Raw genomic sequence first — 25742 nt, 5'->3', positions numbered from 1 at the left:
TCACGACGATCGGCCGCGGCGGAATCTCGAGCGGAAGCTCGAGTCGTACTCGAGCTGAACGTATCCCGAGGAGTGCACCCCCACCGCCACGAACCCCATCGCCAGGAACACGATTCCCGCCACCAGGGAGATATGCCAGAAGGCCGCCGTGATGCCGACGAACGCCGACGCCTGGGCCACCGCCTTCGCCACCCCGACGACTGCTGACTTGCTCGTCCGGCGGCGGAAGGACTCCTGCCGGTTCAGCACCAGCAGCGCGGCGAGCAGCGGTATCGAGACGGCAAACGCGACGACGCACACCGTCGCCGCCAGGTCGAGCCGGTCCTCGCTCAGGAACGGCTGCACCACCACCAGCCCGGCGGCCGCCAGCCCGCCGTAGACCAGGTTGGACTGCCGGATCCATTCCTCCTGGGCCGCCGGGTCGGCGGCGGCACTCTCGACCTCCTGCCGGACGCGTTCGGCATCGGCTTCCGCCTGCTCGGCCAGAAAGGCCTCATCCTCGTTCATGCGCCTATCTTCCCGAACCCCCGGCCGTGGCCTGACAAGACCTCGGGGCCGGACGACGAATCGCCCGGCCCCGAGTCCTGCGTGTCAGTGTCAGTGCTTGGCCACTGCCCCAGTGGTCGGGTTGAGCAGTACCGGCCGGGCATCCGGGCGGTGGTGGAAGTCCAGCATGCCGGTCAGCGAGCCGGCCCGGGCGTCGTACGAGGAGTCGCCGATGGTTCCGGTCCGCCAGTTGTCCTCGATGAACTTGAGGATCGAGGTCTGGTCGGTCCGGCTGTGGTCGACGTAGTTGGTCTTGCTGTACGGGCTGATCACCAGCAGCGGCTGGCGCGGACCGAAGCCACAGCGGTCGGCGTACCCACCGGCGGCCGGTTTGCCGCCACACAGTGCCGCCTGGTCGTTGGCCGGGTCCGCGGAACCGTTGCGGAGCGGCGGCGTCACGTGGTCGTACCAGCCGTCGGAGTCGTCATACGCGACGACGACCGCGGTGGAGGCCCAGTCCTTGGACTTCTGTACCTCGTTGATCGTGTTGACCAGGAACTGCTGCTCGTCCAGCGGGTCGGAGTAGCCGGCGTGACCGTCCTGGTACTCGCCGGCCTTGAGGAAGCTGACCGCCGGCAGGTTGCCCGCCTTCGCGGCGGCGGAGAAGTCGGTCAGGTCGTAGTTGTGGTTGGCCTGGTCGGTGTACCCGATCTTGGCGACCGAGGTCGGCGGCAGGTGCTTCGGGTTGCTGGTCGACTTGTAGTACGAGAACGGGTTGTGGTGCGGGCTGTAGTCGACCACCGTGTTGCCGCCGACATTCTGGTGGGTGGCGCCGCAGACGGAGTACCCGCTCGCAGTACTGGTCGGCCGGAAGCCGCCCTGGAACCAGCCCCAGGTGGTGCCCTGCTTGTTGAGCAGGTCGCCGACGTTCTTGCCGGTCATCACGCCGAGCGCGTTCTTCGACGTGTGGTTGTTGTCCGAGCAGTCGTCGTACGCCGGATCCGGGTCGTTGATCATCGTGCCGACGCCGTTCGCGTCCGGCGACGCGACGGTGTAGGCGTCGGTGACCTTCTTGCCGGTGACCGAGTCGACGGCGTAGATCCCGTGGGTCTGGCCGGAGATCAGGTTGACCGCACCGGGCGACGAGGGGCCGAAGGTGCTGCTGTACGAGTTGTCGCTCATCGCGTAGTGCTGGGCGTAGTTCCACAGCCCGGCCACCGTGTTGCCGTCGTAGTAGTCCATGACGAGTCCGGGCGCGCCGTACAGGATCGGCTGGCCGGTGCACTTGTCGGTCTCGGTGTACTCGACGAACTTGTCGGCCTTACCGCCGTCGTACGCCTTCTGCTCCGCGCCGTACCCGTGGTTCTGGTCGCAGGTCAGCGCCTGCTCGTGGCTCAGCCGGCTCGGGTCGTACTGGTTCGGGTTGTGCTTGAGCAGCGTCGGCGTCAGGCCGTTGACCCGCGGCGTGTGGCGGGCGGCCTGGAACTTGGTGCCGTCGGTGTTGGCGGCGTTCGGGTACGTGCCGAAGTAGTGGTCGAACGAGATGTTCTCGTCGAAGATGACGACCAGGTGCTTGATCGGGGTGCTCGCGGTCACCGGCGGCTTGGGATGGCCGCCGCCGTGGTGCCACCAGCCGTCGCCGGCCCAGGCGGGACCGGCCGCGGCGACCAGCGCCAGCACGCCGACCCCGGCGACGCCGGTGATCGCCGCCGCTCGGGTTCGTTTGCTCCAGGTACGGGGCTTGAGGACCACAACTGCCTCCTTGCACATCGTTGGGAATTGCACTTCAGGCGAGCAGCCCGCGTCCGAGATGGTCGGCGGAGTCCCGGACCCCGGGCAGAATGAGGAAGTAGCCGCCACCCACCGGCTGGATGTAGTCGACGAGCGGCTCGTCGGCCAGCCGCTTCTGGATGGCTTCGAACTGGCGCTGGAGATCCTGCTGGTAGCAGACGAAGACCAGCCCCATGTCGAGGTTGCCGACGTCGTCCACGCCGCGGTCGTAGTTGTACGGCCGGCGCAGGATGCGGCTGGCGTCGCTCTGCGGAGTACGTGGGTTCGCCCGGCGGATGTGGCTGGTGAGCGGGATCGCCGAGCCGATCGGGTCGGCGGCGAAGTTCGGTACGTCGTGCTCGTCGTTGCCGTCGAGCGGTGCGCCGGTGTCGCGCCGGCGGCCGAACATGTTCTCCTGCTCGTTGATGGAGACGCGGTCCCAGAACTCCACCAGCATCCGGATCCGGCGGACGACCTGGTAGCTGCCGCCTTCGGTCCACGGCTGATCGGTTGCTGGCGGCAACCACACCGTCTTGTCCATCAGAGCCGCGTCGTTGACGTCCAGGTTGGACGTACCGTCCTTGAAGCCCATCAGATTGCGGGGAGTGCCGCTCGGTCGCGGTGGCGAGCTGAAGCCCTCGTACCGCCAACGCACCTGCATCGCGCCGCGAGTGTGGCGGGCGATGTCGCGTAGCGCGTGCAGGACTGTGTCGCGGTTGTCCGCGCACAGTTGCACGCTCAGGTCGCCGTGGCTCTCGGCCGGGTCGAGGTGGTCGTTGGGGAAGGTGGTCATGCGGGTCAGCCCGGCCGGCTTGCGGTTGGCCAGCCCGTACCGCTCGTCGAACAGCGAGGCGCCGACGCCGACGGTGACGGTCAGCCGATCGGCGGGGACCGTCGGCCCGAGTACGCCGGAATCGGTCGGCGGCGCCGAAATCCCCGGATCCGGCGGCGTCCCACCCGCGGTGAGAAAGCGAGCCCTGTCGGTCAGCGTCTTGAACAGGTCGGTGAGCTCCGCCCGGTTCGTGGTGAGCACGTCGAACGAGACATGAACGGCCTGCGGCTGAGCCGGCGTGACGATCCCCGCCTGGTGCACCCCATGGAACGGTACGACCGCCTCGACCACCGGCGCCGCATCAGCCCGCCCCGCCCGAGCAATCCCGGCCCCAGCCCCCGCCCCAACCGCAACCCCCGCCAGCCCAGCACCAAACGCACCCCGCAAGAACGACCGCCGCGCCGTACCCGCCCGCTCGGCGCCCGCCCGCTCCGCACCCGCCTGTCCCGTGCCGGACCGCCCCGTGCCGGTCCGCTCCGCGGTCGGCTGGTCTTTGTCAGGGGTGCTCATGAGGTCCTCCGGACGTCGCCGATTGCGGCGATCGGTGCCAGTACTTCGACCAGTTGGCTGACGGCGGCGTTGAGGCGCATGCGGGTCTGCTGGTCCAGGGCTGTCGGCGCGATCCAGGTGCCGTCCGGCCGGTGCCCCTTGGCCAGCAGGCCTCGGGTGGTCGCGATCCACGTGGCTACCTGCGGCCAGCCGGCGTACCGCTTGGTCATCAGCGGCGCGAGCGCACGTAGTACCGCCTGCGTGCCGTCCAGGTTCGCCCCGATCGTCGCGAGCCCAGTACCGCTGCCCTGGTCCGCCTGGCCGGTCAGCTCGAACTGCAGCGCGTTCTCCATGATTTCGTGGGCGCGCAGCGGCAGATCGTTCGGATCGGTCCGCTCCTTCGGGAAGTCCTCGCGAAGACCAGCGACGGCGGCGGCGAGCTTGGTGCCGACCGGTACCAGCGAGGCGGGCGACTGCCCATGCCACAGCCCGTACTCGATCCGCCGCAACCCACCGAACCCCGGATCCCGCACCCCAGCAGGCAACCCATCCGGCATCCCGTCGATCTGGTCGCCGAAGTCCCCGAACGTGTCGTACGCCGCCCCCAGCCGCTCATACGCCAGATGCGCGGCCAGCCACGCCGCCCGAGACGCGGCCAAGTCACCGCCGCGGAAGGTCCGTACCAGCTTGCTGACCTCACCCGCCAGCGTCCCGAGCCCCGTAGCGACGTACCCCCGGTACTCCGTAACAGCACCGGTCAGGTCCTGACCACTGATCGGCAGGATGGCCGGTGCAGGCGGGGGAGGACCGTCATCGATCTGGATCGTCGGCCCAGTCACCGCGTCGGTGTCCTCCGCCAGACACCGGAACGCATACGACGCCCGGCCGAGGTTCAGCTGCATCGGCCGACTCGTGTTCGGCGCGAGCGCCTCGACCTCGGCGTAAACCCCACCAGTCGCCGGATCGATCAGGTCGACCTCGGTAGTAACCGTCCCCACATTGCTCACCTGAACGGTCTGCGGCCCGCTCTGCGGATCCTTCCACCCGGTACCGCAGTTACCCCGCGACACTGTGACTGTCGGCGCACCTTGCGCGTCCTGTCCGGAGCACCCGGACAGGACGAGCAGGATCCCGCAGACCGCCAACGCACCAGCTGGGCGCAAGCGCACGACAAGCAGCACGAGGGCTCCGGGGGAGGGGTAAACGATTGATCACCCCAGACAGTAGGCCACCTTGCGAGCGCCACCCCATGACAGATGTCAGTCCCCCAGGATGTTGGCCTCCGGGTAACCCGCCGTTTCCCTACTCCCCAGCGAACGCGCGGTTGCGCGCATGCCCTTTCAGGTAGGCGGTTCGAATCAGTCCCGGCGCCCCTTCAACCGGCGGCCAACCGCGCGCTCGACCTCCCGGGTCGCCTCCCGCTCGGCCAGTGCCTGCCGCTTGTCCCAGTTCTTCTTCCCCCGGGCCAGCGCGATCTCGACCTTCGCCCGCCCGTCCTTGAAGTACAGAACCGTCGGCACGATCGTCAACCCACCCTCGTTGACCTTCCGCTCGATCTTGTCGATCTGCGCCCGATGCAACAACAACTTCCGCTTCCGCCGCGCCCCACCCTCATACCACCGAGCCTGCGAATACTGCGGAATATGCACCCCGTGCAACCACAGCTCGCGATCCTCAACCTGAGCAAACCCACCCACCAACGAAGCCCGCCCAGCCCGCAACGCCTTCACTTCCATCCCCTGCAACACAATCCCCGCCTCCCAGGTCTCACCCAGTTCATACTCATGGGCAGCCTTACGGTTCCGGGCGATCACAGGGTCGGCATCGGGCTTCTTCACTCTCTGATTCTGCCTGCCCCGCAGCACGGTCGCAGTGGGTGCCCCCGGCAGGATTCGAACCTGCGACGCACGGTTTAGGAAACCGACGCTCTATCCCCTGAGCTACGGGGGCGCACGTGTGGACCGGGGTTAAGGGTAGCGGAGTCAGCCGATGACTGCGTTGACGCCTAGGTGGCCGGAGATGGAGGCGTAGCGCTCGGCATAGAGGGTGATGCAGTTGGAGGCGGTGCAGCCGCCGCCGGCGAAGGAGAGGCCGCGGATGGTGGCGCCGGAGCCGGGGGAGGTTGTGTAGATCGGGCCGCCGGAGTCGCCGCCGCGGATGGCGATCGCGTTGTCGCGGGTTGCCCGGATGACGTAGGTGGTGCAGCCGTCCGTATCGCAGTACTTCGCGCTCAGGGACTTCACCGTGAGGCGGCACATCGAGAGGCTCTTGTAGCCGGACTGGCAGATGAACGAGCCGAGGGCGGGGTCGCCGGCGGCCTTGACTGTCCGGGTATCCACGGAGTCGCCTGGGCCGTCCGTCCAGATCTTGGCGCCGTACGAACTGCCGGTCAGCAGCGACTGGTCGTAGTCGGGGTAGTTCGTCCGCACCGACGTGGTGCCGTAGTAGTTGGTACCCGAGTTCCAGACGGTGCCGACGCCGCCGCAGTGGCCGGCCGTCACCGAACCGCGCTGGCCGTTCGATCGCTTGACGACCGAGAAGCCCGCGGTACACAACTTGAGCGCCGACTTGATCATCGCGCCGCCCCAGTGGCCGCCGGTCGGAGTGTCGCTCACTCGCGTCGTCCGCTGCAGGCCACCAGCCGATACCCGTACGCCGTCCAGCGACTGCAACGCCGCGACGGATGCGGCCGACGTGGAGGCCTTGTCGTACTCGACGACGACGTCCTCGGTCGCCGGGTCCAGGTCCGCGCTGTACGTCGTCTTGGCCGCGTCGGTCCACGAACGCGCGCTGATCCGGTTCCAGGCGTCCGCGATGGAGCGGGCGGAACGGCAGCTGCGCTCGAGGCCGAGCATCTTCTGCCCAGCGGCCGGAACGTTCTTGGAGACGGCGGCCTGGTACTTCTTCTCGTCGACCACCGAGTCGTCCACAACGACCTTGTAGCCGGTCTCAGGCGAGCCCAGTACGCCGACGATGCCCTGACTCAGCCCGTACGGAAGACCCGACGTCGGCCGCCCGGTCACGTCGAGCGGCTCGATCGACCGGACGGCGCTGGTCACGCCCTCGGCGATCGCCTGGCCGAGCGGTCGCGGATCCTGCGCCGAGACGGGCTGGGACAGCCTGGTGGCGTCCGAGGACGTCGTCGTCGGGTCGGCGTGGTTGCACACCGTGGCCTTCGTCACAGTCGTCGGAGTTCCCGGCGCAGCCGTCGACGGCAGGGCCGAGAGTGAGGCGGTTACCAGTGACACTGAGCTAAGAGCGAGCAGCGGAACGGTAGCTGAGAGTCGCACTAAGCTCCCCAATCGGTGGACGGCCTCCGTGAATCGTCCGGTCAGGGACAGCTCATAGTCAATAGGCGATCACCGTCCGCAAGCAAATTTGACTACCGTGCGCGAGCGTATCTCGCAACTTCTCGCCCGTCGCCGGCGTAGAAGGTCAGGCCGGTCTTGTCGCTGGTGATCCGTTTAGCGGCCGCCAACACAGCTGTGTGCGGGACGTTGTCGCAACCGACCATCCGTTGGCTGCCCGACTTGCTGCTGAACTCGCCGCGCTGACCGATCGTGTAGGTGCCGTTGATCCCGTTGCAGCCGTCGGAGCCGACCCAGGTCCCGTCGGCCTTGAAGGTGATGGTCGGGACGTCCGGCCGGGCTGCCTTGAGGGTGGTGAAGCCACTGAGATGCACGGGTCGCCAGGTGCCGACCAATGATTGGGCCGTGGCTGCAGGAGCCTGAGCATTCGAGCCGGCCGCTGCAGGGTTGCTCCCTGCCGGCTGCGGGGTCGATTGGGATGGACCGGCCAGGCTGAAGCTGACCGCGGCGACCACGGCCACCGCGGCTGCGGCGGCACCCGAGATCAGCCAGGTACGCCGCTGGGCCTGCTGCGCGCCGACGGTGGCCCGGCCGACCAGGTCGGCGGACGGTGGGACCGAAGCGGCGGCGCGCTCGAAAGTGGCGCGCAGATCGTCTTCCAGCTCTGTCTTGCTCACGACAACCTCTCATCAACACGGTGGGACTGCCTCGTCTTGCGGAGCGCGGCGAGGGCTCTACTCGCGGTCGCGCGCACCGAGGACGGTTTGATGCCGAGCAGGTCGGCGATCGTCCGGTCGTCCAGGTCCTGGTAGTAGCGCAGCACCAGGACGACCCTTTCCCGGGCCGACAGCGTGGCGAGGGCTCGCCAGAGGTCGTCGGAGTTCACGATGTCCGTGGCCGGATCCGGCACCGTGCGATCGGTGTCGAGGTCGGCCGCCGGGGCCTCGGTGAAGGACCGGCGACGCGTCATCGACAGGTAGGAATTGATCAGGATCCGGCGCACGTAGTGGTGCGGGTCGTCGGCCCGCTGCACCTTGCGCCAGGACCGGAACGCCTGCATCAGCGCGATCTGGGCCAGATCCTCCGCCCGCTGGTAGTCGCCGGAGACGGTGAAACCGAGGCGCACCAGTTCCTGCCCGCGCGCGGACGCGTACTCCTCGAACTCCACTCGCAACTCCCCAACTGGGCGTACAACACCTCACACCTATTAGACGCAGTGTGCTACCCAGGGTGCTGCAGAGATTCACACACAGTTCGATCTCACCGCGGGAAGTCAGCGGGAGAGGCCGAGCCGCCCGCCTTGCGGGTGGAACCCACAAGGCGGGCGGGGTGACCCCGGCCCGGACGGCTTCGGGGGGCACGTCCGGGGCAGGGTCAGCGCAGGCCGAGCGCCTTGATCAGCTCGGGGGAGACCTGCCGCGGCGACGCGAGCTCGCCGGGCTTGCCTTGTCCTTCCAACGAGGTCGCCACCAGCTGGCGGCAACCGAACGCCTCCGCGGTGTACGAGAGCACGCCGCGGTCGTTGTCGGTGAACCGCAGCACGTAGGTCGGCCCCAGTTCCTTGGTGCACATGGGCGGCTTCTTGGGCACCGGCTTCGCGCTGTTCACCAGCGCGAACAGGTCGACGGCCTGGGCCGCGGTCCGCTTGGAGGTGACGGTCGCATAGTCCTGGCCGGTCGCCTGCGCGTCGTACTGGCAGATCGTGACGCTGACCGGCTGGAACAGGGACTTGGCGGTCCCCTTGCCCCAGACGGCCTTGCCGACGGCGTCCCGGACGGCGGTGATGGTGTCCGGGCAGTCCATGCTCGGTTTTCCGCTCGGGGTGGCGGTGGGCAGTGTTGGTGGCGTGCTGGGGGTGGTCGGCGGTTGGCTGGGCTGGGCGCCGGCGCCGCTGGAGTCCTCGTTACCGCAGGCGGCGGTAAATCCGAGCACTGTCACGACGAGCGTCGCCCCGATGAAGCCCCGTGTCCTTGATGCACTCACGACTCGGTCCTTCCGGTTGGGCAAGGAAACCCATCATGGTCGAGGAGGATCTCACTGGTCGTGGCAGAACTGTCACGGCACTGCGTCTATCTGGTCACGAGGTAAAATGGCCGCATGACGAGCCCGTACGAAGACGACGAGCCGCTGCTGCCCGAACAGACCCGCGACGACGACCCGCGGACCTGGGGTGAGAACGACTTCAGCAGCGACGACGACGAGCGAATCCTGCGCGAGGTCCCGCCGCACCACTGATCGGTCGCCCTCGATGAGCACGGTCTTCCTGGTCCACGGTGGCTTGTGGGAACCGATGAACGCGGATCGCTTCTGGCGTGCCCCGGGCATCGTCGCCGCACTCGAGGCGCGCGATGTCAGCGTCCTCGCGCCCGATCGTGCCCAGTCGCCAGCCAGCTGGACCGAGGAAGTCGCCGTACTGCGTAAGCGCCTTCCCCAGGAACCGGTGGTACTGGTCGGCGCCTCCAACGGCTGCTCAGTTGCTGCCCTACTCGCCATCGAGCACCCAGAGTCGGTCGAACGACTCGTCCTCGCCTGGCCGGCGACGAGCGGCGACCCGGTGGTCGACGAACGCACCCGGGCAGGTTTCACCTCCAGGGGAGCATCAGCAGCCATCGCTGAGGAGCTGCTCGCCGCGGACACCCTGCGTGGAGTGCGAGACGAAGACCTTGCCCTGTTGAGTATTCCGGTGGCTGTTCTCCCTTCGGTACCGGAGAATCCGTCTCACCAACGCAAGACGGTCGAAGCCTTGCTGCGCCTGATCCCTGGCAGCCGCGAACTCACCGGTTGCCCGGAGCCACCCACCCCGGACTTCCCGCCCCACAAGGACGAACTGGCCGGGACGCTGGCTGCTTTCATCGGCTGATCCGATCGCACCGTGACCGTCGTACTGTGTTCGGTCGGTGTCGTTCACGAGGAGAGTCCTGATGGAACTGCGGTCGTTCGAGAGTGCGTACACAGTGCTCGTGGCGGGCTGGGCGACGACAGCGCAGGAGGTCGCGTTGCTGACCGGGCGGGACGAGTACCCGTTCCCGGCCGACATCCTGACCAGCTGGCGCGCGATCGCCGACGACATCCAGTCCTACCTGTACTTCGACGGCGAGACCCCGGTCGCCTACGGCGAACTCTGGCTCGACGACGAGGAAGACGAAGTCGAGCTGGCCCGTCTCATCGTCGACCCAGCCCTGCGCGGCAAAGGCATCGGCACCGACTTCGTCCGGGCCCTGCTCGAACCGGCCCAGTCAGCGGGCTACGCCGAGATCTTCCTCCGCGTCCGCCCCGACAACACCCAAGCCATCCGCGCCTACCTCCGAGCCGGCTTCCAGCCCGTCGCCGCCGACATAGCCGCCGAATGGAACAAACCCCAACCCATCGACTACACCTGGCTCCAATACCCAACCACTGCCTGAGCCGCTCGGCCGGCTGCGATGTGCCGCAAGAGCGCAGCCGACCGGACCTGCAGTACCTCGGTCAGGACAGCGGGCGGGCCCGCAGAGCGTCGCGGATCTCTACCAGCAGCTCCTGGTCCATGGTCAGCGTGTTGGGCTCTTCCTCGGCGGTGCCGGCCTTCGCGGCGCGACGGTCCTGGATCTTCTTCATCGGGACGACGAGCACGAAGTAGACGACCACGGCGGTCAGGAAGAAGACGACGGCGGCGTTGATGATCGCGCCGAAGTCGATGACGGTCTTGGGGTTGCTGTCGTTGAGCTGGACGGCCAGGCCGTTGACGTTCGATCCGCCGATGGCGGCGATCAGCGGGCTCACCAGGCTGTCGACCACGGTCTTCACCACGGTGGCGAAGGCGGTGCCGATGACGACCGCGATGGCGAGGTCGAGGACGTTGCCTCGCAGCAGGAATTTCTTGAAGCCATCGATCATTTTGCAGTGCCTCCACGATGCGGGGCCCGGGCGGACCCTCGGCTGGGTACCCGCAAAACGTAGGTCTCCGCCCGCTGGATCGCGAGCGACCGCGCCGCATCACGACAGATCGCCACCGTCCGTGTCCGATAGGTGATCAGCTCGTGTCGGGTGTCAGGGCGAAGCTGATCCGCGTGTTCGCCGTCGCCTGAGCGATCCGGCCGATCACGTCCCGCCCGGCAGCGATCACCACCAGCGCGCCCGAAGCGCCGGTCGGCGACTCGCGCGCCGCGGGCAACGCGATCACGCGCACGGCTGCGGCCAACGGAGTCGCGGCGTCGACGGGAGTGCTCGTTGCGGCGTACAGGTCTATTCGGTCCCCGACTTGGAGCAGGGTGGTCAGGTCGGCGTCGTCGATTCGGACTGGATAGGCGAATTGGCCCGCCGGGAGTGACGCAGGGGTGAGGAAGCGCGCATCGGTGAGTGGCTCGCCGGAGCGCACCGGCCCCGCGAGGACGCGGCTCGCGACGTCGCTGCCCGGCTGGAGGGCACCGGCGGGCACGACGGCAGCGGGTAATCGCAGGGTCCGAAGGTCGCGCGCGGTCGGCGGCGAGCCACCGGCCAGGTCTCTGGCGGCGGCGAGGACGGCCACCGTCGGTGGTGGTGGCGGGGAGAGGGCGGCCATGCCGCAGTACACGGCTGCCGCCGCGGACACTCCAGCCAACAGGCGGCGGCGCCGGCGAACGGCTTTCAGCAGGTCACGAAGAAGAAGTCGGCTCATGCCAGGGAAGGTACGAGCCCGGGAGCCCCGTCTTCGGTTTGTCCACAGAGAAATTCAGGCGGCGCTGGTGCTGCTCGACGACGACCCGGACGACCCGGACCCGGAGGAGCCCGACGACGAGGACGAGGACGACGAAGAGCTCTTCGACGAATCCGACGACGACTTCGACCCGTTGGACGAGGACTCCGACGACGAGGAGGACGACTCGCTCTTGGCCGGCAGCGTGCTGGTCCCCGAGGACCGGCTGTCGTTGCGGTAGAAGCCAGAGCCCTTGAACACGACACCCACGGCGTTGAACACCTTGCGCAGGGTTCCCTGGCACTCGGGGCAGACCGTCAGGGCGTCGTCGGTGAAGCTCTGGCGGACCTCGAGCGAGTTACCACACTCGGTGCACTGGTACTGGTACGTCGGCACGTGATTCCCCTTCAGGCCGCTGGCACTCCTACTACTCGACTGCTAATAATGCGTTACGGGCCCGAAGTATTCCAACTTCAGGCCGAGATCTCCGGTCTAGACCGCTCTGTGTCCACAGGTTTTTGGGGAGCGGCATTTGGGGTGCGCGGCCGGATTCTCTAAGTTTGGTCCGTGCGTCGCCTGCTGCGTGTCATCGTCCTGTCCGGAATCGTGTTCGCCACCCTGCTCCTGGTGGTGGCCGGGACCGGCGTCTTCGTCGTCCGCCACTCCTTCCCCGGCTACGACGGGACGGTGGAGCTGACCGGACTCGACGCGGACGTGGAGGTGGTCCGCGACGGCAACGGCATCCCGCAGATCTACGCCGACAAGCCGGGTGATCTGTTCGCCGCCCAGGGCTACGTGCACGCCCAGGACCGGTTCTTCGAGATGGACTTCCGCCGCCATGTGACGGCCGGCCGGCTGGCCGAGTTGTTCGGCAAGGACGCGCTGGAGACGGACAAGTTCGTCCGCACGCTCGGCTGGCGGCGGGTCGCGGAGAAAGAGCTCGCCCTGCTCACGCCGACCACCCGGCAGTACCTGGACGACTACGCCCGCGGCGTCAACGCCTATCTGGACACCCATGAGGGCTCCGCCCTCAGCCTGGAGTACGCCGTACTGTCACTGAAGGACCCGACCGGCCCCGACTATCACCCGGAGCCGTGGACCGCGGCCGACTCGCTCGCCTGGCTGAAGGCGATGGCGTGGGACCTCGGCGGCAACATGGACGACGAGATCACCCGCACCAAGCTCGCCGCGAAGTACCCGACCGCCAACATCGCCAGCCTCTACCCGGACTACCCTTACGAGCGCAACGAGCCGATCATCGCGTCGGCCGGGGTGACCAAGGGCGGCACGTTCACCACCGCGTCGGCCCCGCCGCCGCAGCGCGGCATGCTGACCAAGGATCTGCTCAAGTCGCTCGACACCATCGACAAGGTGGCCAAGGGCCTGCCGGACCTGATCGGCCGCGGCGACGGCATCGGATCGAACTCCTGGGTCGTCTCCGGTGAGCACACCACCACCGGCAAGCCGCTGCTGGCCAACGACCCGCACCTCGGCGCGACGATGCCGGGCATCTGGACCCAGGTCGGCCTGCACTGCAACAACCTCGGCACCCAGTGTCCGTACGACGTGTCCGGGTTCAGCTTCTCCGGCCTGCCCGGTGTGGTGATCGGCCACAACAACTCGATCTCCTGGGGCTTCACCAACCTGGACCCCGACGTGACCGATCTGTACCTGGAGAAGTTCGCCGGGCCGAACGCGGTGATGTACGACAACAAGCGCACCGGCCTGGCCCGGCGCGAGGAGAAGTTCAAGGTCGCCGGCCAGGACAAGGAAGAGACGATCATCGTCCGGGAGTCCCGGCACGGCCCGATCATCTCCGACGTCGGCGACGACGAGCGCGAGACCGGCGAGCTGGCGGCGAAGAAGCTGAAGAGCCCCGAGGCGTACGGCGTCGCCATCCAATGGACCGCGCTGACCCCGGGACGGACCGCCGACGCGCTGTTCGCGATCAACCGGGCCCAGAACTGGACCCAGTTCCGGGCCGCCGCCTCGATCTTCGAGGTCCCGTCCCAGAACCTCGTGTACGCCGACCGCGAGGGCCACATCGGCTACCAGGCTCCCGGCCGGGTTCCGATCCGCAATGCCGGCTTCGGCGACTGGCCGGTGCCGGGCTGGGACTCGCGGTACCACTGGAAGGGCTACATCCCGTTCGAGGCGATGCCGACCGAGGCCGACCCCGACGACGGCGTGATCGTGACGGCGAACCAGGCCGTGGTGCCGCAGACGTATCCGTACCACCTGACCGACGACTGGGACTACGGCTACCGGTCGCAACAGATCCTCGAGCGGGTCCGGGCCGCGGGCAAACTCGACGCGAACTCGATGGCCTCGATCCAGCTCGACACCAAGAACCGCAACGCCGAGCAGCTGATGCCGTACCTGCTGCACGTCCAGATCAACGACGAGTTCGACCGGCAGGGTCAGGACACGTTGCGGACCTGGGACTTCACCCAGCCGGCCGACTCCGCGCCGGCGGCGTACTTCAACGTCGTCTGGCGCAATCTGCTCCAGCTGACCTTCCACGACCAGCTGCCGGAGAGCACCTGGCCGGATGGCGGGTCACGCTGGTTCGAGGTGATGCGCAACCTGGTCACCCAGCCGAACAGCACCTGGTGGGACAACCTCGACACCACCCAGCGGGAGAGCCGCGACGACATCCTGCGCGAGGCGCTGGTCAACGCGCGGGCCGAGATCACCACCAAGATGGCCCGCGAGCCCTCGAACTGGCAGTGGGGCCGGCTGCACAAGCTGACGCTGACCAACCAGACGCTGGGCAAGTCGGGCGTCGGCGTGGTGGACAAGCTGTTCAACCGCGGCCCGTACGAGCTGGGCGGCGGCTCGTCGATCGTCGACGCGACCTCGTGGGACGCGGCTGAGGGCTACGCGGTGACCTCGACGCCGTCGATGCGGATGGTGGTCGACCTGTCCGACTTCGACAAGTCGCGCTGGATCAACCTGACCGGCGTCTCGGGGCACGCGTTCTCGTCGAACTACATCGACCAGACCAAGCTGTGGGTGCGCGGCGAGACGCTGCCGTGGGCCTACACCCGCGGCGCCGTCGAGGCGACCCGCAAGCACACGTTGACCTTCACCAAGCCGGAGAAGGACAACTAGCTAACCGAGCTGGACCAGCCGGGTCGGGGTGAGTGCTGCCTTGACGGGCTGGTCGTGCGGATCGGACGGGAGGTCGTCGAGGATCTCGGAGTCGTTGACCACGGCCCAGGTCGGAGTACCGGGGGAGACGCGCGCCAGAGCCCGGTCGTAGGAACCGCCGCCACGACCGAGCCGCACGCCGTGGCGGTCTACCGCGAGCGCCGGGCAGATCACCAGCTCGGCGGAGGCAATCGCGTCGGCACCGAGGTCCACAGGCGGCTCTGAGAGGCCCAGCCGACCAGGGACCAGGTCGGCCGCGCCCGGGGCGATACCCCAGCCCAGGTCGTTGTCGGCGTACAGGACCGGCAGGAGGACCTCGCGGCCGGAGGCGAGCAGCCAGTCGATCAGTGGGCCTGTTTGAGGCTCATTGGCCATCGAGACGTAGACCGCGATCGTCCGCGCGGCCACCACCTCGACCTGCTCGCGGGCGACCGCCAGCAGCCCAGGTCCAGACATTGCGGCCGTTACACGCCGGGCGGCCAACAGTTGCGAACGCAATGCCGCCTTGGAAGAGAACACAGCGTGATCCTAGAGACGCGTAGTGACGTAGTTGACGTCGCGGTGAGGATGCCTACCCTAGTGTTGGGTCATGAGTGAGGCAGGTCTCCAACAGGCACAGGAGAAGATGCGCGCGGCCGGAGTCGCCGACGTCGCGGTGAAAGTCTTCTCGCACTACTACCGGTTGTTCGAGTCGGGTCAGCAGGGCACGATCCGCGAGGACGACATCGAGCCGGTGGGTGAACTTCCCCATCTCGAGCACCTCGATCCCAGCGAGGAGTCGCGGCGGGCTGCCCTCGCCGAGACGGTGGTGATCAAGCTCAATGGCGGCCTCGGTACGTCGATGGGCGTCACCGGACCCAAGTCGGCACTGCCGGTGAAGGACGGACTGAGCTTCCTCGACATCATCGCCCGGCAGATCCTCGCCACCCGCAAGGCGTACGCCGTACCGCTGCCGCTCGTCCTGATGAACTCCTTCCGCACCAAGAAGGAGTCGCTGGCGATCCTCGGCGAGTACTCCGACCTGCCGGTGGACGGCGTCCCGCTCGACTTCCAGCAGAACATGGAGCCCAAGCTCCTCGCCGACGACCTGACGCCGGCCGAGTGGCCAGACGACCCCGAACTCGCCTGGTGCCCGCCCGGCCACGGCGACATCTACACCGCGCTGGTCGCGTCCGGCACGCTCGACGCCCTGCGGGAGAAGGGCTTCCGGCACGCGTTCATCTCCAACGCGGACAACCTCGGTGCCACCCCGGACGGCCGGATCGCCGCCTGGATGGTCGAGCACGACGTCCCGTTCGGGATGGAGGTCTGCCGCCGGACCAGGTCGGACCGCAAGGGCGGCCACGTCGCCGTCCGCAAGTCCGACGGCCGGCTGATCCTGCGCGACAGCGCGCAGGTGCACCCGGACGACAACAAGTACTTCCAGGACGTCGCCCGGCACAAGACGTTCAATACGAACAACCTGTGGATCGACCTCGACCGGCTCGCCGAGCTGATGGCCGGTCACGACGGCGTGCTCGGGCTCCCGATCATCGTCAACCGCAAGACCGTCGACCCGGCCGACTCGTCCTCGTCGAAGGTGATCCAGCTGGAGACCGCGATGGGCACCGCGATCGAGACCTTCGAGGGCTCGCAGGCCGTGGTCGTCGACCGGAGCCGGTTCAAGCCGGTCAAGACGACCAACGACCTGCTGGTCCTGCGCTCCGACGTCTACCAGCTGAACGAGGCCGGCGACCTGACCACCCATCACGAGGGCGACGAGCCGTACGTCGACCTGGATCCGGAGTACTTCAAGATCCTCGCCGACTTCGAGTCGCGGTTCGCGGGCGGGCCGCCGTCGCTGGTCCGGGCGGACCGGCTCGCTGTCCGCGGCGATGTTGCCTTCGGCAAGGATGTGGTGGTGCTCGGCGAGGTCGAGGTGGAGGCGCCGGCCGGTGAACGCCGGGAGATCCCCGACGGGACCGAGCTCCGTGGATGATGTCTGGATCCGGCCGTTGGAGCCGTACGACACGGACGAGGCCGCAGCGGTTTGGTGGCGGTCCCGGCACGCACAGGATTCGCAGTTGCCACCGGCGATCCACAGTGAAGAACAGGTGCGCGGCTGGTTCGCCGAGGTGCTGCTACCGGACGGGCAGAGCTGGGTAGCGATGGACGACGGCCGGATCGTCGCCGTACTGACCCTGGACGGCGACGACCTCGACCAGCTGTACGTCGATCCGGAGGTGGCCGGCCAGGGGGTCGGCTCGACGCTGGTCGACCTGGCCAAGGACCTGCGGCCCGGTGGGCTCGCCCTGTGGACGTTCCAGAGCAACACCCGGGCGCAGGAGTTCTACCGGCGGCACGGGTTCACGGAGGTACGGCGTACCGACGGCGCGGACAACGAGGAGCGCGTGCCGGACGTCAGGATGGTGTGGGGCGCACATCCCGAAGCGGTGTCGTGAGCTGGTCCGCGGCGGGGGTTCTGGCGTAGTAGACCTCGCGGCCGAGACGGCGGCGCTCGACCAGCCCGCTGCTGTGCAGTCGGCCTAGGTGGTAGGACACCGTCGCCTTCGACAGGCCTAGGCGAGCAGCCAGGCTGTGACCCGGCTGGGGGACCTCCAAGGCGGCCATCAGTCGGTGACGAGTGCCTAGGCCGTCCGACGCTGGTACCTGGGGAGCGTCGCCCGTTGCATGGGGGCCGATGATTGCAGCGCGGCCGCGGCAGGGGTAGCCGACCACCAGTTCGTCACCCGAGATGACGACCGCCCGGCCGTGTTCGAGTAGCGCCGTGGGTGCCAGCACTATGCGATGGCGTAGGCGGGTCAGATCGAGTTCGAGTGGGGAGTCGAGCTGTGCGGCCTTGCCATCCCATTGCTCGCCGTCGACGAGTTCGAGGGCTGCTGAGGACATTCCGGCCGTCTTCACGAGGTGCAGCCGGTGCATGACATCGGTCTCGGTCACTGCTCGGATCGCCGGCCAGGTCGGCGCCAGGAGCACTTGCCAGGCATCTGCCAGTGCTTGCTGGACCGCATCCAGCAGTGGAGCACTCTGGCCCGACCAAGCGGCTTCGACAAGCTCTGTCGGCTCCTTGCGCCAACCGTCTGCCACGGCGGGTACTACGCCCAGGTAGCCGGCGAACATCTCGTCGACCGGCCCGAGGCGGTAGGTGAGACGTAGGTGTGCGCGGAGGTCGCTGAGCGGAGTGGCGGCGACCGCAGCCAATTCAGTCTCGACTGTCGGGCGGTACTGGTCGGTGACGGGGAGGAGGAAGTCCGGGATGGAGTGTGTCGCGGGATCGATCAGGTCGAGGAGCAATGCGCGGCTAGTGGGGGAGACCTGCGACCAGCGCTCAGGGAGCCATGCCGGTGGCTGATGCGGACGCTGCTGGATCCACAACACGGCGTGGACGAGCTGCATCAGCGGTGACACCGTGAAGCGCAGTGTGGACAACTGGCGGTCGTTCAGGCCGAGCCGGATCATCTCAGTCCTCCCCGGGCCACATCATCGCTCCTGGCGAGGTCGCCCCGGGAGAGTTCGAAAGTCTCGAATGGATGGCGTTCGGAGTCGCGGGCGGGGTGAGGTGTACCACCGACGCCCGACCGGTTTGGAGCCTACGATGCGCCGACGCCTGCTGACCGTGTTCATCCTGATCGCAGGTCTGTCGCTCGGCGGAAGTACAGCCGTGGCGCAGCAGTACGCGACGTGGACCGGGCTCACCCCGTGTGCGCAGCCGGAACTGTCCGCCTATCTGTGCGGGGAACTGACGGTCCGACTGGATCGAGGGGACCGGCGGAGCAAGACCCTCGACCTGCCGGTGCTGGTGGCAGGGAATCCGCAGGCGAAGCGCACGATGCTGATGCTCACCGGGGGTCCTGGCCAGCCAGGTCCGAGTCTCGCGCCGCGGGTGCTCCGGGCCTTCGAGGGAATCAAGAACGACTACCGCATCGTGATGCTCGACCAACGGGGAACCGGCGCGAACGCGCTGAACTGCCCCGAACTGCAGGAGGAGCGCGGCGGCAACGACCTCCGCGTACCGAGCCGAGTCGCAGTACTGGCGTGCGCGGCGACTCTTGGCGCCGACCGTGAGCACTACGCGACTACGGACACAGTCGCCGACTTGGAAGACCTACGGCGAGCCCTCGCCGTCGACCGCTGGGCGATCAACGGCGTCTCCTACGGCACCTACACAGCCCAGCGGTACGCGGCGGCGTACCGGTCCAGGGTCACCCATCTAGTGCTCGACTCGACAGTGCCGGTCGACTCCTTCCGTGCCGAGCTGGTGGAGACCTTCGGTGACTTTGCTCGAGTACTACGTGACGTGTGCGCCACCCCAGGCCGCAACTGCCCCGGCGACCCCGCGGCCGACCTGTCCTTGGTATTACGACGGGATCCCTCCCTCGGGCCGAAGCTGCTCGAAGCAGTCACGATGGTGAGCTACGTCGACTCGGCCCGCTTCCTGTTCGCCCCCGAGGCGCTACATGCGGCGGCAGGCGGCGACAACACGCGGCTGCAAGACCTGTTCGCACTGGTCGATCAGTTCAGCGGCGCGCCGGCATCGGAGTACAGCCAGGGAATCCAGGCGGCGACCCTCTGTCTTGACCTGGACTTCCCGTGGGGCGGCGCTCAGTCGCCTGAGCACAGTAGGGCCCGCAAGGCCGATCGGGCGGTCAGCAAGTTCACTCCTGAGCAGCTGTGGCCCTTCAACGCCGCCGCGGCCCGGTCGAACGGCGAGATGGTGATGTGCGAGAACTGGCCCAAGGTGAAGGACCCCGAGGTGCGTGGGCTGTCCCTGCGAGGTGTCAACGCTCTGCTGCTGCACGGCGAGCGGGATCTCGGTACACCGCTGGTCTGGGGGCTTGAGGCTCACCGGGACATTCCGGGGTCGCGGCTGGTCGTAGTACCGGACGCTGGCCATTCGCTGCAGGTCAATGGAGCTGGCACTGTTCGGCAGACCGTCACGGAGTTTCTCCTGCGCTAACGGCTAGAGTCGCCTGCGTGAGACGGAGTGTTGACGAGCATCTAGAAGCAGTACTCGGCAGGGTGAAGCCGCTGCCGCCGTTCGAGCAGCCGTTGATGGAGGCGCTCGGGCTGGTGCTCTGTGAGGACGTTGTCTCTCCAGTGAGTCTCCCTGGCTTCGACAACTCGGCCATGGACGGGTACGCCGTACAGGCGGCCGATCTGGCCGGTGCGTCCCGGGAGAACCCGATTGTGCTGCCCGTTGTCGGTGAGATCGCGGCCGGGCGGACTGAGCCGATCGTGGTGACGCCAGGGACCTGCGTGCGGATCATGACGGGCGCACCGATGCCCCGTGGAGCCGACAGCGTCGTACCGGTCGAGTGGACCGACGGGGGAGCCGCCCGGGTCCACATCGCGCAGCAGCCGTCACTAGGTGCCTCGGTACGCCATGCCGGCGAGGACCTGCAGGCAGGCGACAAGGTGATGGACCGGGACACAGTGCTGGGTCCGCGGCAGATCGCGGTACTAGCTGCAGTTGGACGCGCCCGGGTGACCGTACGGCCGCGCCCGCGAGTTGTCGTCGTGTCTACCGGGGCTGAGCTCCGTGAGCCGGGTACGCGGCTCGGGGACGGGCAGATCTACGACTCCAACAGCTACACGCTCGCTGCGGCGGCCAGGCAGGCCGGGGCCGTCGTCTACCGGGTAGGCATCGTCGACGACGACCCGAAGAAGATCATGGACACGCTGTCGGACCAGCTGGTCCGTGCTGACCTGGTGATCACCTCCGGTGGCGTCAGCAAGGGCGTGTACGACGTGGTCAAGGAGGTGCTGACCAAGCTCGGCACCATCGACTTCCCAGAGGTCGCCATGCAGCCAGGCAAGCCGCAGGGCTTCGGTGTGATGGGCGACGATGAGGTACCGATCTTCACGCTGCCGGGCAACCCTGTCTCGGCGTATGTGTCGTTCGAGGTGTTCGTACGGCCCGCGCTGCGCAAGCTGATGGGGGCGATGCCGTACCGCCGCCAGACGGTGCAGGGCGTCGTACTGGACGGGTTCTCGTCCCCGGCCGGGCGGCGGCAGTTCGTGCGGGCAGCGGCCACCTCCGGCGATCAGGGCTGGATGGCCAGTACAGTCGGCGGCCACGGCTCACACCTGCTCGGTGGGTTGAGCCGCTCGAACGCACTGATCGTGGTGCCCGAAGACGTCACCTCCGTCCGGGCCGGCGACCAGGCGGAGCTCTGGCTGCTGGACGAGGAGACCGGATGACGGAACCTGCCGGGGGGCTGACCCACGTGGACGCCACCGGCGCCGCCCGGATGGTCGACGTCTCCGACAAGTCGGCCGGCGCGCGCCGAGCGGTTGCCTCTGGCAAGGTCTACGTGTCGGCAGAGGTCGTCGCGGCGCTGCGGGGCGAGGGCGTGCCGAAGGGTGACGCGCTGGCGGTCGCCCGGATCGCCGGGATCATGGGGGCCAAGCGCACGCCCGACCTGGTGCCGCTGTGCCACCCGATCGCCATCACCGGGGCGAAGGTCGAGCTGGAGGTGGCAGACGACGCAGTACTGATCGTTGCCACCGTCAAGACGACCGACCGTACCGGGGTGGAGATGGAGGCCCTAACGGCTGTCGCGGTCGCCGGGCTCACGGTGATCGACATGGTGAAGGCACTCGATCCGGCGGCCGTGCTGACCGATGTGCGGGTGGAGCTGAAAGAAGGCGGCAAGACCGGGCACTGGGAGCGGCCGTGAGGGCTCTGGTCATCAGTATCTCCAATCGAGCTGCTGCCGGTGTCTATGAGGACACCACTGGGCCGCTGATCGCGGAGCGGCTCGCTGCTTGGGGTTTCACCGTCGACGGGCCTGCAGTGGTACCGGACGGGGCTCCCGTCGGTGAGGCGCTGGTGAAGGCGGTCGACGCGGCGTACGACGTCGTACTGACCACCGGTGGTACGGGTATCTCGCCGACGGACGAGACGCCCGAGCGCACGCGCGCAGTACTGGAGACGGAGATCCCCGGTATCGCCGAAGCCATCCGTGCTTACGGCATAGCCCAAGGCGTGCCCACTGCTGCGCTGTCCCGCGGTCTGGCGGGGTTAGCCGGCAATACGGTCATCGTGAACCTGCCGGGCTCGCGTGGTGGCGTCAAGGACGGGCTGATCGTGCTGGAGCCGCTACTGCGGCATGCGGTCGACCAGGTACGCGGCGGAGACCACGTGCGGACGGACCAGGACTGATGGCCGTAGTGCACTGGCCCGTGGAACTCCAACACGGGCAGGTAGGGCTCAGACCCCTCAAGGCCACCGACGGCCCCGAGTGGAGCGCTGCCCGCCAGCGGAACATCAGCTGGCTCCGGCCCTGGGATGCGACCCAACCGCCCGGTGCGGACGACGGCGCCCGCACCTTCCGGGCCATGGCTCGCGACTGGAACCGGCAGGCGCGGTACGGACGCATGCTGCCCTTCGTCATCACGTACACCGGTGCCGCCGGCCCTCGAGCCAAGAGGCCTCTGGTGGGTCAGCTGACTGTCTCCGGGATCACCTACGGCTCAGCGCGTTGGGCGAACCTCGGCTACTGGGTAGACGAGCAGTACGCCGGGCGCGGGATCGTACCGGCGGCAGTGGCGCTTGCTGCCGACCACTGCTGGTTCACGCTCGGCCTGCACCGGCTGGAAGTCGCGATCCGCCCAGAGAACAAGGCGAGTCTGCGGGTGGTGGAGAAGCTCGGCTTCCGCTATGAAGGAGACCGGCCGCGCTTCCTGCACATCGACGGCGAGTGGCGCGACCACCGCATCTTCGCCCTGAACGCCGAGGAAGTCGGGCCCGGCCTGGTAGCACGTTTGCCCTGATCACGCTGCGTGCCTATTCACACCAGTCACACGAGTCTTCTTGCGACACACCGGCTCACGTACCGGACCTGACCCGCCCGGGGTCTTAGCGTCGTCGCATGGGGACGACAGGGCTGATCTATGTGGCGATCGTCGCCGCGTGGGCTGCCTACCTCGTCCCGATGCTGCTGAAGCGGAATGACGAGGCGAGTGCACGCCGCTCGGCGGAGAAGTACTCGTCGTCGGAAGCGCGCGTGCTGTCGCGGGCGACCGACGTCCAGGCGCGGTCGCGGTATGTCGTACGGCCGCCGGGGCAGTCACCTGACGAAGTCGCTGAGGATCTGTCGCCGCCTGCGCGGTACGTTCCGAACCGAGCCCGCCGGGTGGCCGCTATGCGCCGCCGGCGGGTGCTGTCGATCCTGACCCTTTCGCTGTTGTCGGTGACCGCGCTGGCCAGCTTCCAGATGCTTGCCTGGTGGACTTTGTCGGTACCGGCCGCCCTGATCGTCGGCTTCGTCGTACTCACCCGCGTGCAGCTCCGTCGCCAGGCCCGTGAGCGGGCTGCCGTCGCCGCGGAGCGCCGTGCCCGCGCCGAGGCGCACCACGACCGCGGCCCGGCGACTGCGCCACCGCTGTCGCCTGACCAGGAGCTGACCATCGAGGTCAAGCTCCCGGTCGCCCCGGAGCCCGTTGCCGAGACCAAGCCCGAGCCACGCACCGACGGCCTCTGGGATCCGGTCCCTGTGACGCTCCCCACCTATGTGATGAAGGAGAAGGCGCCCGACCGGACGGTCCGCACCATCAGCCTGTCCGGCCCGGAAGTCTTCTCCTCAGCCCGCACCGCCGACCCCGAGCCGGAGGCTGCTCCCGTCGTACCGGAGCCCGCCCCCACGCCCGTGGAAGAGCCCGAAATCCGCCGGGCGGTGGGCGACTGACGCTGCTCTGGGACCGGAGCGATACCGGTTTCAGACAGCGACCACTTGCGTGTTAGAGTTTCGCGGTCGCAAGGGAAACCAGCGACAACCTGGGGCTGTGGCGCAGTTGGTAGCGCGCCTCGTTCGCAACGAGGAGGCCAGGGGTTCGAATCCCCTCAGCTCCACCAGGGCGATGGGCGACCTGTGTTCACGAAAATCCGTGAACCTGGTCGCCCTGGTTATTTGTGCGGCGCTTCGCGCCGCGGGCGGGGGCTTCGCCACCCGCACCCCCCTTCGCCTTCGCTTCGCTCGGCTGTTGGGGTTGGGTTGGGCAGTTGCTGGCCGTTGCCGTTGCCGGGGTTGGGGGGGGGCTTGGCGGTTGCTGGGCCTTGGGCTTCGGGGCTGCAACAAGCTGCAATTTTTCGCATGTGCCGTCTCCGACGGGCTAGCGTGTCCGGCGACCGGGCGTACCCCGCCGCCTGCCAGCCGAGTACCTCTGGAGATGTCATGGTCGATTCCGGCGCACCGAATACCAGGAACCGGTGATGGGGGCGAATACCTCGAGGCAATGCTCGCGGGTGATGTTCGTCGGTCTGGGGGATCTGACGAAACGTGTGGTCGACATTCTTCTCAGTGCCGGTTTCCAGGGGCAGCTCGCGGTCACTGCCAGATCGGACGAGGCTGTCGTCCGGCATACGAATCTGGTTCGGTATGTCGGATGGAACATCGGTGCTGAAACTCCCGTCGTAGGTCTTCGCGTCGACGTGGACGATGTGGAGAAAACCGCCGAGGCAATTTCACAGTTCGATCCGGACTACATCTTCATGGGTGCTTCCATGCACGCCGCACGGAGAATTCTCGACCTGCCGGGAGAGATCACTCGGCGGCTCGACCGGGCAGAGCTCGGCCCCTGGCTGCCGGTGCACCTGTCGCTGAACCTCAAGCTGTCGGCGGCCATCGAGATGGCCGGAAGTACGGCAGCAGTGATCAACGGCGCTTATCCGGACGCGGTCGGCCCGGCAATGGCTGCGATCGGGCGCGCCCCGATGGTCGGGATCGGCAATGTGGGCAACATCATCCCGGGCATCACCTACGCCGCTTCGCGTCTCAGCGGCGTTCCGGTTGCGGAGCTTCAGGTGAAGTTCGTGGCACATCACTACGTCAGCCACCGCGTGCACAGATTCGGCGACGCCGGCCAAGCGCCGTACATCTTGTCCGTGACGCGTCGGGACACCGGCAAACAGGTCGACGTCGATCCACAGGACGTCTTTCGGACGTTGGCCGGTCCGCTCCGACGGACGGGTGGCCGGGACGGCCAGCAACTGACTGCGGCCTCCGCCGCAAGGCTGTTGATGGCGTTGACGAGTGAGGAACCAGTGGATCTGCACGCACCCAGTCCTGGTGGACTTCCCGGCGGGTACCCGGTCAGAGTTCATCGCGGCGGCGTCGAGTTGGCTTTGCCGGACGGCATCGATCTGGCCGACGCAGTCGCAGTCAACGCCGGCGGACAGGCCGCGGACGGAATCCTGTCGATTTCGCCGTCGGGCGAAGTGCAGTTTGCGGCCGAACAGATGTCGATCATGCGCGACATCCTCGGATACTGGCAGGAATCCATGGAGCTGGATGACTGCCACCGGCTGGCCGCCGAGCTGGTGGACAGAGTGAATCGACTCGATGGTGGAACCCGTTGACGGCCCTCGATGCGGGCGCCTTCGATCACCTCGAGAGCCGCTACCAGGCGGTTCTTTTCGACCTGGACGGGGTCCTGGTCGACAGTCAGGGCGCGGAGAACATCGCCCTCGTCGGGCTGGCTGCCCGCCTCGGCCACCACCTCACCGAGACGGAGGCGCACCAGCACTTCAACGGTCGGCGCCTGGCCGAGTCGGTCGGCATTCTCGGCGACCTGACCGGCCGCCCGGTGCCACCTGACGCGATCGAGTACCTGCGTACGACGGCAGCGGAACTCCTGGATTCCTCCCTGACCGTCGTTCCACACGTGACCTCGGTCTTGCAAAAATGCCGGATGCCACGCTACATCGTGTCGAACTCGCCGCTCGACATGATCCGTGACCGACTCGAGCGCACCGCACTGAACACCTACTTCGACCACGAGCATTTCTCGGCCTACGACATCGGGATCTGGAAACCTGACCCCGGTCTCTATGTTCATGCCGCGAAGCACGTCGGAGTACCGGCCGGCGATCTGGTGGCGATCGAGGACAGCGAAGTCGGACTCAGGTCTGCCGCAGGTGCCGGTATCGACGTTCTGTGGTTCGCTGCAGCGGACAGCCCGGCGATCGTGGGTCTGCCACACTCCGTGCGCCTTCAGAGGTTCTCGTCGATGCTCGACCTGGTGGGAAGAATTTGACGACATCCGGCGGGTT

28 protein-coding genes and 2 tRNA genes are annotated in these 25742 nt (G+C 67.7%); 15 read left to right on the top strand and 15 right to left on the bottom strand.

Features of this window, described 5'->3' with window-relative positions; translation table 11 throughout:
* The 10 genes from AB0M15_RS00560 to AB0M15_RS00515 form a co-directional block, all read right to left on the bottom strand.
* Positions 1-507, bottom strand: a complete 507-nt coding sequence (locus AB0M15_RS00560; RefSeq protein WP_363812453.1) for a hypothetical protein — start codon at positions 505-507, stop codon at positions 1-3.
* A 90-nt stretch (positions 508-597) separates the two neighbouring features.
* Positions 598-2238: an alkaline phosphatase family protein gene (locus AB0M15_RS00555; RefSeq protein WP_363812451.1), complete on the bottom strand. Its 1641-nt coding sequence runs from the start codon at positions 2236-2238 to the stop codon at positions 598-600.
* A 34-nt stretch (positions 2239-2272) separates the two neighbouring features.
* Positions 2273-3598, bottom strand: a complete 1326-nt coding sequence (gene efeB, locus AB0M15_RS00550; RefSeq protein WP_363812449.1) for an iron uptake transporter deferrochelatase/peroxidase subunit — start codon at positions 3596-3598, stop codon at positions 2273-2275.
* Entirely contained in the window at positions 3595-4758 is a 1164-nt protein-coding gene (locus tag AB0M15_RS00545; protein ID WP_363812447.1) for an EfeM/EfeO family lipoprotein, read from the bottom strand. Before AB0M15_RS00545 ends, efeB begins: the two co-directional genes overlap by 4 nt.
* A gap of 177 nt (positions 4759-4935) precedes the next feature.
* Positions 4936-5415: an SsrA-binding protein SmpB gene (gene smpB, locus AB0M15_RS00540; RefSeq protein ID WP_363812445.1), complete on the bottom strand. Its 480-nt coding sequence runs from the start codon at positions 5413-5415 to the stop codon at positions 4936-4938.
* Positions 5416-5454: 39 nt separating this feature from the next.
* A tRNA-Arg gene (locus tag AB0M15_RS00535) sits at positions 5455-5527 on the bottom strand.
* Positions 5528-5559: 32 nt separating this feature from the next.
* Positions 5560-6759: a hypothetical protein gene (locus AB0M15_RS00530; protein ID WP_363812443.1), complete on the bottom strand. Its 1200-nt coding sequence runs from the start codon at positions 6757-6759 to the stop codon at positions 5560-5562.
* 200 nt (positions 6760-6959) lie between these two features.
* On the bottom strand, positions 6960-7562 hold the full coding sequence (locus AB0M15_RS00525) for an META domain-containing protein (protein ID WP_363812441.1): 603 nt from the start codon (positions 7560-7562) through the stop codon (positions 6960-6962).
* Positions 7559-8053: a SigE family RNA polymerase sigma factor gene (locus AB0M15_RS00520; protein ID WP_328328618.1), complete on the bottom strand. Its 495-nt coding sequence runs from the start codon at positions 8051-8053 to the stop codon at positions 7559-7561. The genes AB0M15_RS00525 and AB0M15_RS00520 overlap by 4 nt, the downstream gene beginning before the upstream one ends.
* Before the next feature lie 206 nt (positions 8054-8259).
* Positions 8260-8868, bottom strand: coding sequence for a hypothetical protein (locus AB0M15_RS00515; RefSeq protein ID WP_363812439.1), 609 nt, complete (start codon positions 8866-8868; stop codon positions 8260-8262).
* Between the two features lie 114 nt (positions 8869-8982).
* On the opposite strand from AB0M15_RS00515, the gene AB0M15_RS00510 reads away from it, so the two are divergent.
* The 3 genes from AB0M15_RS00510 (at position 8983) to AB0M15_RS00500 (ending at position 10289) form a co-directional block, all read left to right on the top strand.
* Positions 8983-9120 carry a hypothetical protein gene (locus AB0M15_RS00510; protein ID WP_343973699.1) on the top strand — a complete coding sequence of 46 codons (138 nt, stop codon included), beginning with the start codon at positions 8983-8985 and terminating at the stop codon, positions 9118-9120.
* A 13-nt stretch (positions 9121-9133) separates the two neighbouring features.
* Positions 9134-9745 carry an alpha/beta hydrolase gene (locus AB0M15_RS00505; RefSeq protein WP_363812437.1) on the top strand — a complete coding sequence of 204 codons (612 nt, stop codon included), beginning with the start codon at positions 9134-9136 and terminating at the stop codon, positions 9743-9745.
* A 61-nt stretch (positions 9746-9806) separates the two neighbouring features.
* Complete coding sequence (locus AB0M15_RS00500; protein WP_363812435.1) at positions 9807-10289, top strand: GNAT family N-acetyltransferase; 483 nt, start codon at positions 9807-9809, stop codon at positions 10287-10289.
* A gap of 61 nt (positions 10290-10350) precedes the next feature.
* On the opposite strand, the gene mscL is transcribed toward AB0M15_RS00500, so the two are convergent.
* From mscL to AB0M15_RS00485, 3 genes are all read right to left on the bottom strand, one after another.
* Positions 10351-10758: a large conductance mechanosensitive channel protein MscL gene (mscL, locus tag AB0M15_RS00495; RefSeq protein ID WP_363812433.1), complete on the bottom strand. Its 408-nt coding sequence runs from the start codon at positions 10756-10758 to the stop codon at positions 10351-10353.
* Between the two features lie 136 nt (positions 10759-10894).
* Complete coding sequence (locus tag AB0M15_RS00490) at positions 10895-11518, bottom strand: SAF domain-containing protein (protein ID WP_363812431.1); 624 nt, start codon at positions 11516-11518, stop codon at positions 10895-10897.
* Positions 11519-11572: 54 nt separating this feature from the next.
* Positions 11573-11932 (bottom strand): FmdB family zinc ribbon protein, encoded by a 360-nt coding sequence (locus tag AB0M15_RS00485; protein WP_363812429.1) that lies wholly within the window; start codon positions 11930-11932, stop codon positions 11573-11575.
* 171 nt (positions 11933-12103) lie between these two features.
* On the opposite strand from AB0M15_RS00485, the gene AB0M15_RS00480 reads away from it, so the two are divergent.
* On the top strand, positions 12104-14650 hold the full coding sequence (locus AB0M15_RS00480) for a penicillin acylase family protein (RefSeq protein WP_363812427.1): 2547 nt from the start codon (positions 12104-12106) through the stop codon (positions 14648-14650).
* Here the strand turns inward: AB0M15_RS00480 and AB0M15_RS00475 are convergent, their stop codons facing one another.
* The gene (locus AB0M15_RS00475; protein ID WP_363812425.1) at positions 14651-15208 is read right to left on the bottom strand and encodes a 5-formyltetrahydrofolate cyclo-ligase; all 558 of its coding nucleotides are present in this window, start codon (positions 15206-15208) and stop codon (positions 14651-14653) included. It lies immediately after the preceding gene.
* 70 nt (positions 15209-15278) lie between these two features.
* Between AB0M15_RS00475 and AB0M15_RS00470 the strand changes: the two genes are divergently transcribed.
* Positions 15279-16667 carry a UTP--glucose-1-phosphate uridylyltransferase gene (locus AB0M15_RS00470; RefSeq protein ID WP_363812423.1) on the top strand — a complete coding sequence of 463 codons (1389 nt, stop codon included), beginning with the start codon at positions 15279-15281 and terminating at the stop codon, positions 16665-16667.
* A complete protein-coding gene (locus tag AB0M15_RS00465; RefSeq protein ID WP_363812421.1) occupies positions 16660-17130 on the top strand; it encodes a GNAT family N-acetyltransferase in 471 nt (156 codons plus the stop codon). The genes AB0M15_RS00470 and AB0M15_RS00465 overlap by 8 nt, the downstream gene beginning before the upstream one ends.
* On the opposite strand, the gene AB0M15_RS00460 is transcribed toward AB0M15_RS00465, so the two are convergent.
* A complete protein-coding gene (locus AB0M15_RS00460; RefSeq protein WP_363812419.1) occupies positions 17090-18148 on the bottom strand; it encodes a helix-turn-helix domain-containing protein in 1059 nt (352 codons plus the stop codon). The genes AB0M15_RS00465 and AB0M15_RS00460 overlap by 41 nt on opposite strands.
* Positions 18149-18284: 136 nt before the next feature.
* Here AB0M15_RS00460 and AB0M15_RS00455 point away from each other — a divergent pair, with 136 nt between their 5' ends.
* The 9 genes from AB0M15_RS00455 to AB0M15_RS00415 all read left to right on the top strand — a co-directional run bounded on the left by AB0M15_RS00455 (position 18285) and on the right by AB0M15_RS00415 (position 25726).
* Entirely contained in the window at positions 18285-19646 is a 1362-nt protein-coding gene (locus AB0M15_RS00455) for an alpha/beta hydrolase (protein WP_363812417.1), read from the top strand.
* 17 nt (positions 19647-19663) lie between these two features.
* Positions 19664-20890 (top strand): gephyrin-like molybdotransferase Glp, encoded by a 1227-nt coding sequence (glp, locus tag AB0M15_RS00450; RefSeq protein ID WP_363812416.1) that lies wholly within the window; start codon positions 19664-19666, stop codon positions 20888-20890.
* Positions 20887-21369, top strand: coding sequence for a cyclic pyranopterin monophosphate synthase MoaC (gene moaC / locus AB0M15_RS00445; RefSeq protein ID WP_363812414.1), 483 nt, complete (start codon positions 20887-20889; stop codon positions 21367-21369). Before glp ends, moaC begins: the two co-directional genes overlap by 4 nt.
* A complete protein-coding gene (locus AB0M15_RS00440) occupies positions 21366-21854 on the top strand; it encodes a MogA/MoaB family molybdenum cofactor biosynthesis protein (protein WP_363812412.1) in 489 nt (162 codons plus the stop codon). The genes moaC and AB0M15_RS00440 overlap by 4 nt, the downstream gene beginning before the upstream one ends.
* Positions 21854-22465, top strand: a complete 612-nt coding sequence (locus AB0M15_RS00435) for a GNAT family protein (RefSeq protein ID WP_363812410.1) — start codon at positions 21854-21856, stop codon at positions 22463-22465. The genes AB0M15_RS00440 and AB0M15_RS00435 overlap by 1 nt, the downstream gene beginning before the upstream one ends.
* A 98-nt stretch (positions 22466-22563) precedes the next feature.
* Positions 22564-23379, top strand: a complete 816-nt coding sequence (locus AB0M15_RS00430) for a hypothetical protein (RefSeq protein ID WP_363812408.1) — start codon at positions 22564-22566, stop codon at positions 23377-23379.
* A 91-nt stretch (positions 23380-23470) separates the two neighbouring features.
* Positions 23471-23546: transfer RNA gene (locus tag AB0M15_RS00425), tRNA-Ala, on the top strand.
* Positions 23547-23903: 357 nt separating this feature from the next.
* Positions 23904-25049 (top strand): hypothetical protein, encoded by a 1146-nt coding sequence (locus AB0M15_RS00420; protein WP_363812407.1) that lies wholly within the window; start codon positions 23904-23906, stop codon positions 25047-25049.
* Positions 25046-25726 carry an HAD-IA family hydrolase gene (locus AB0M15_RS00415; protein WP_363812405.1) on the top strand — a complete coding sequence of 227 codons (681 nt, stop codon included), beginning with the start codon at positions 25046-25048 and terminating at the stop codon, positions 25724-25726. Before AB0M15_RS00420 ends, AB0M15_RS00415 begins: the two co-directional genes overlap by 4 nt.
* Positions 25727-25742 lie beyond the last annotated feature (16 nt).

The sequence above is a fragment of the Kribbella sp. NPDC051718 genome, assembly GCF_040681515.1.
Lineage (GTDB): Bacteria > Actinomycetota > Actinomycetes > Propionibacteriales > Kribbellaceae > Kribbella.
Note: the sequence above shows the minus strand (reverse complement) of the source record. Positions and strands in the feature narration are given on the sequence as shown.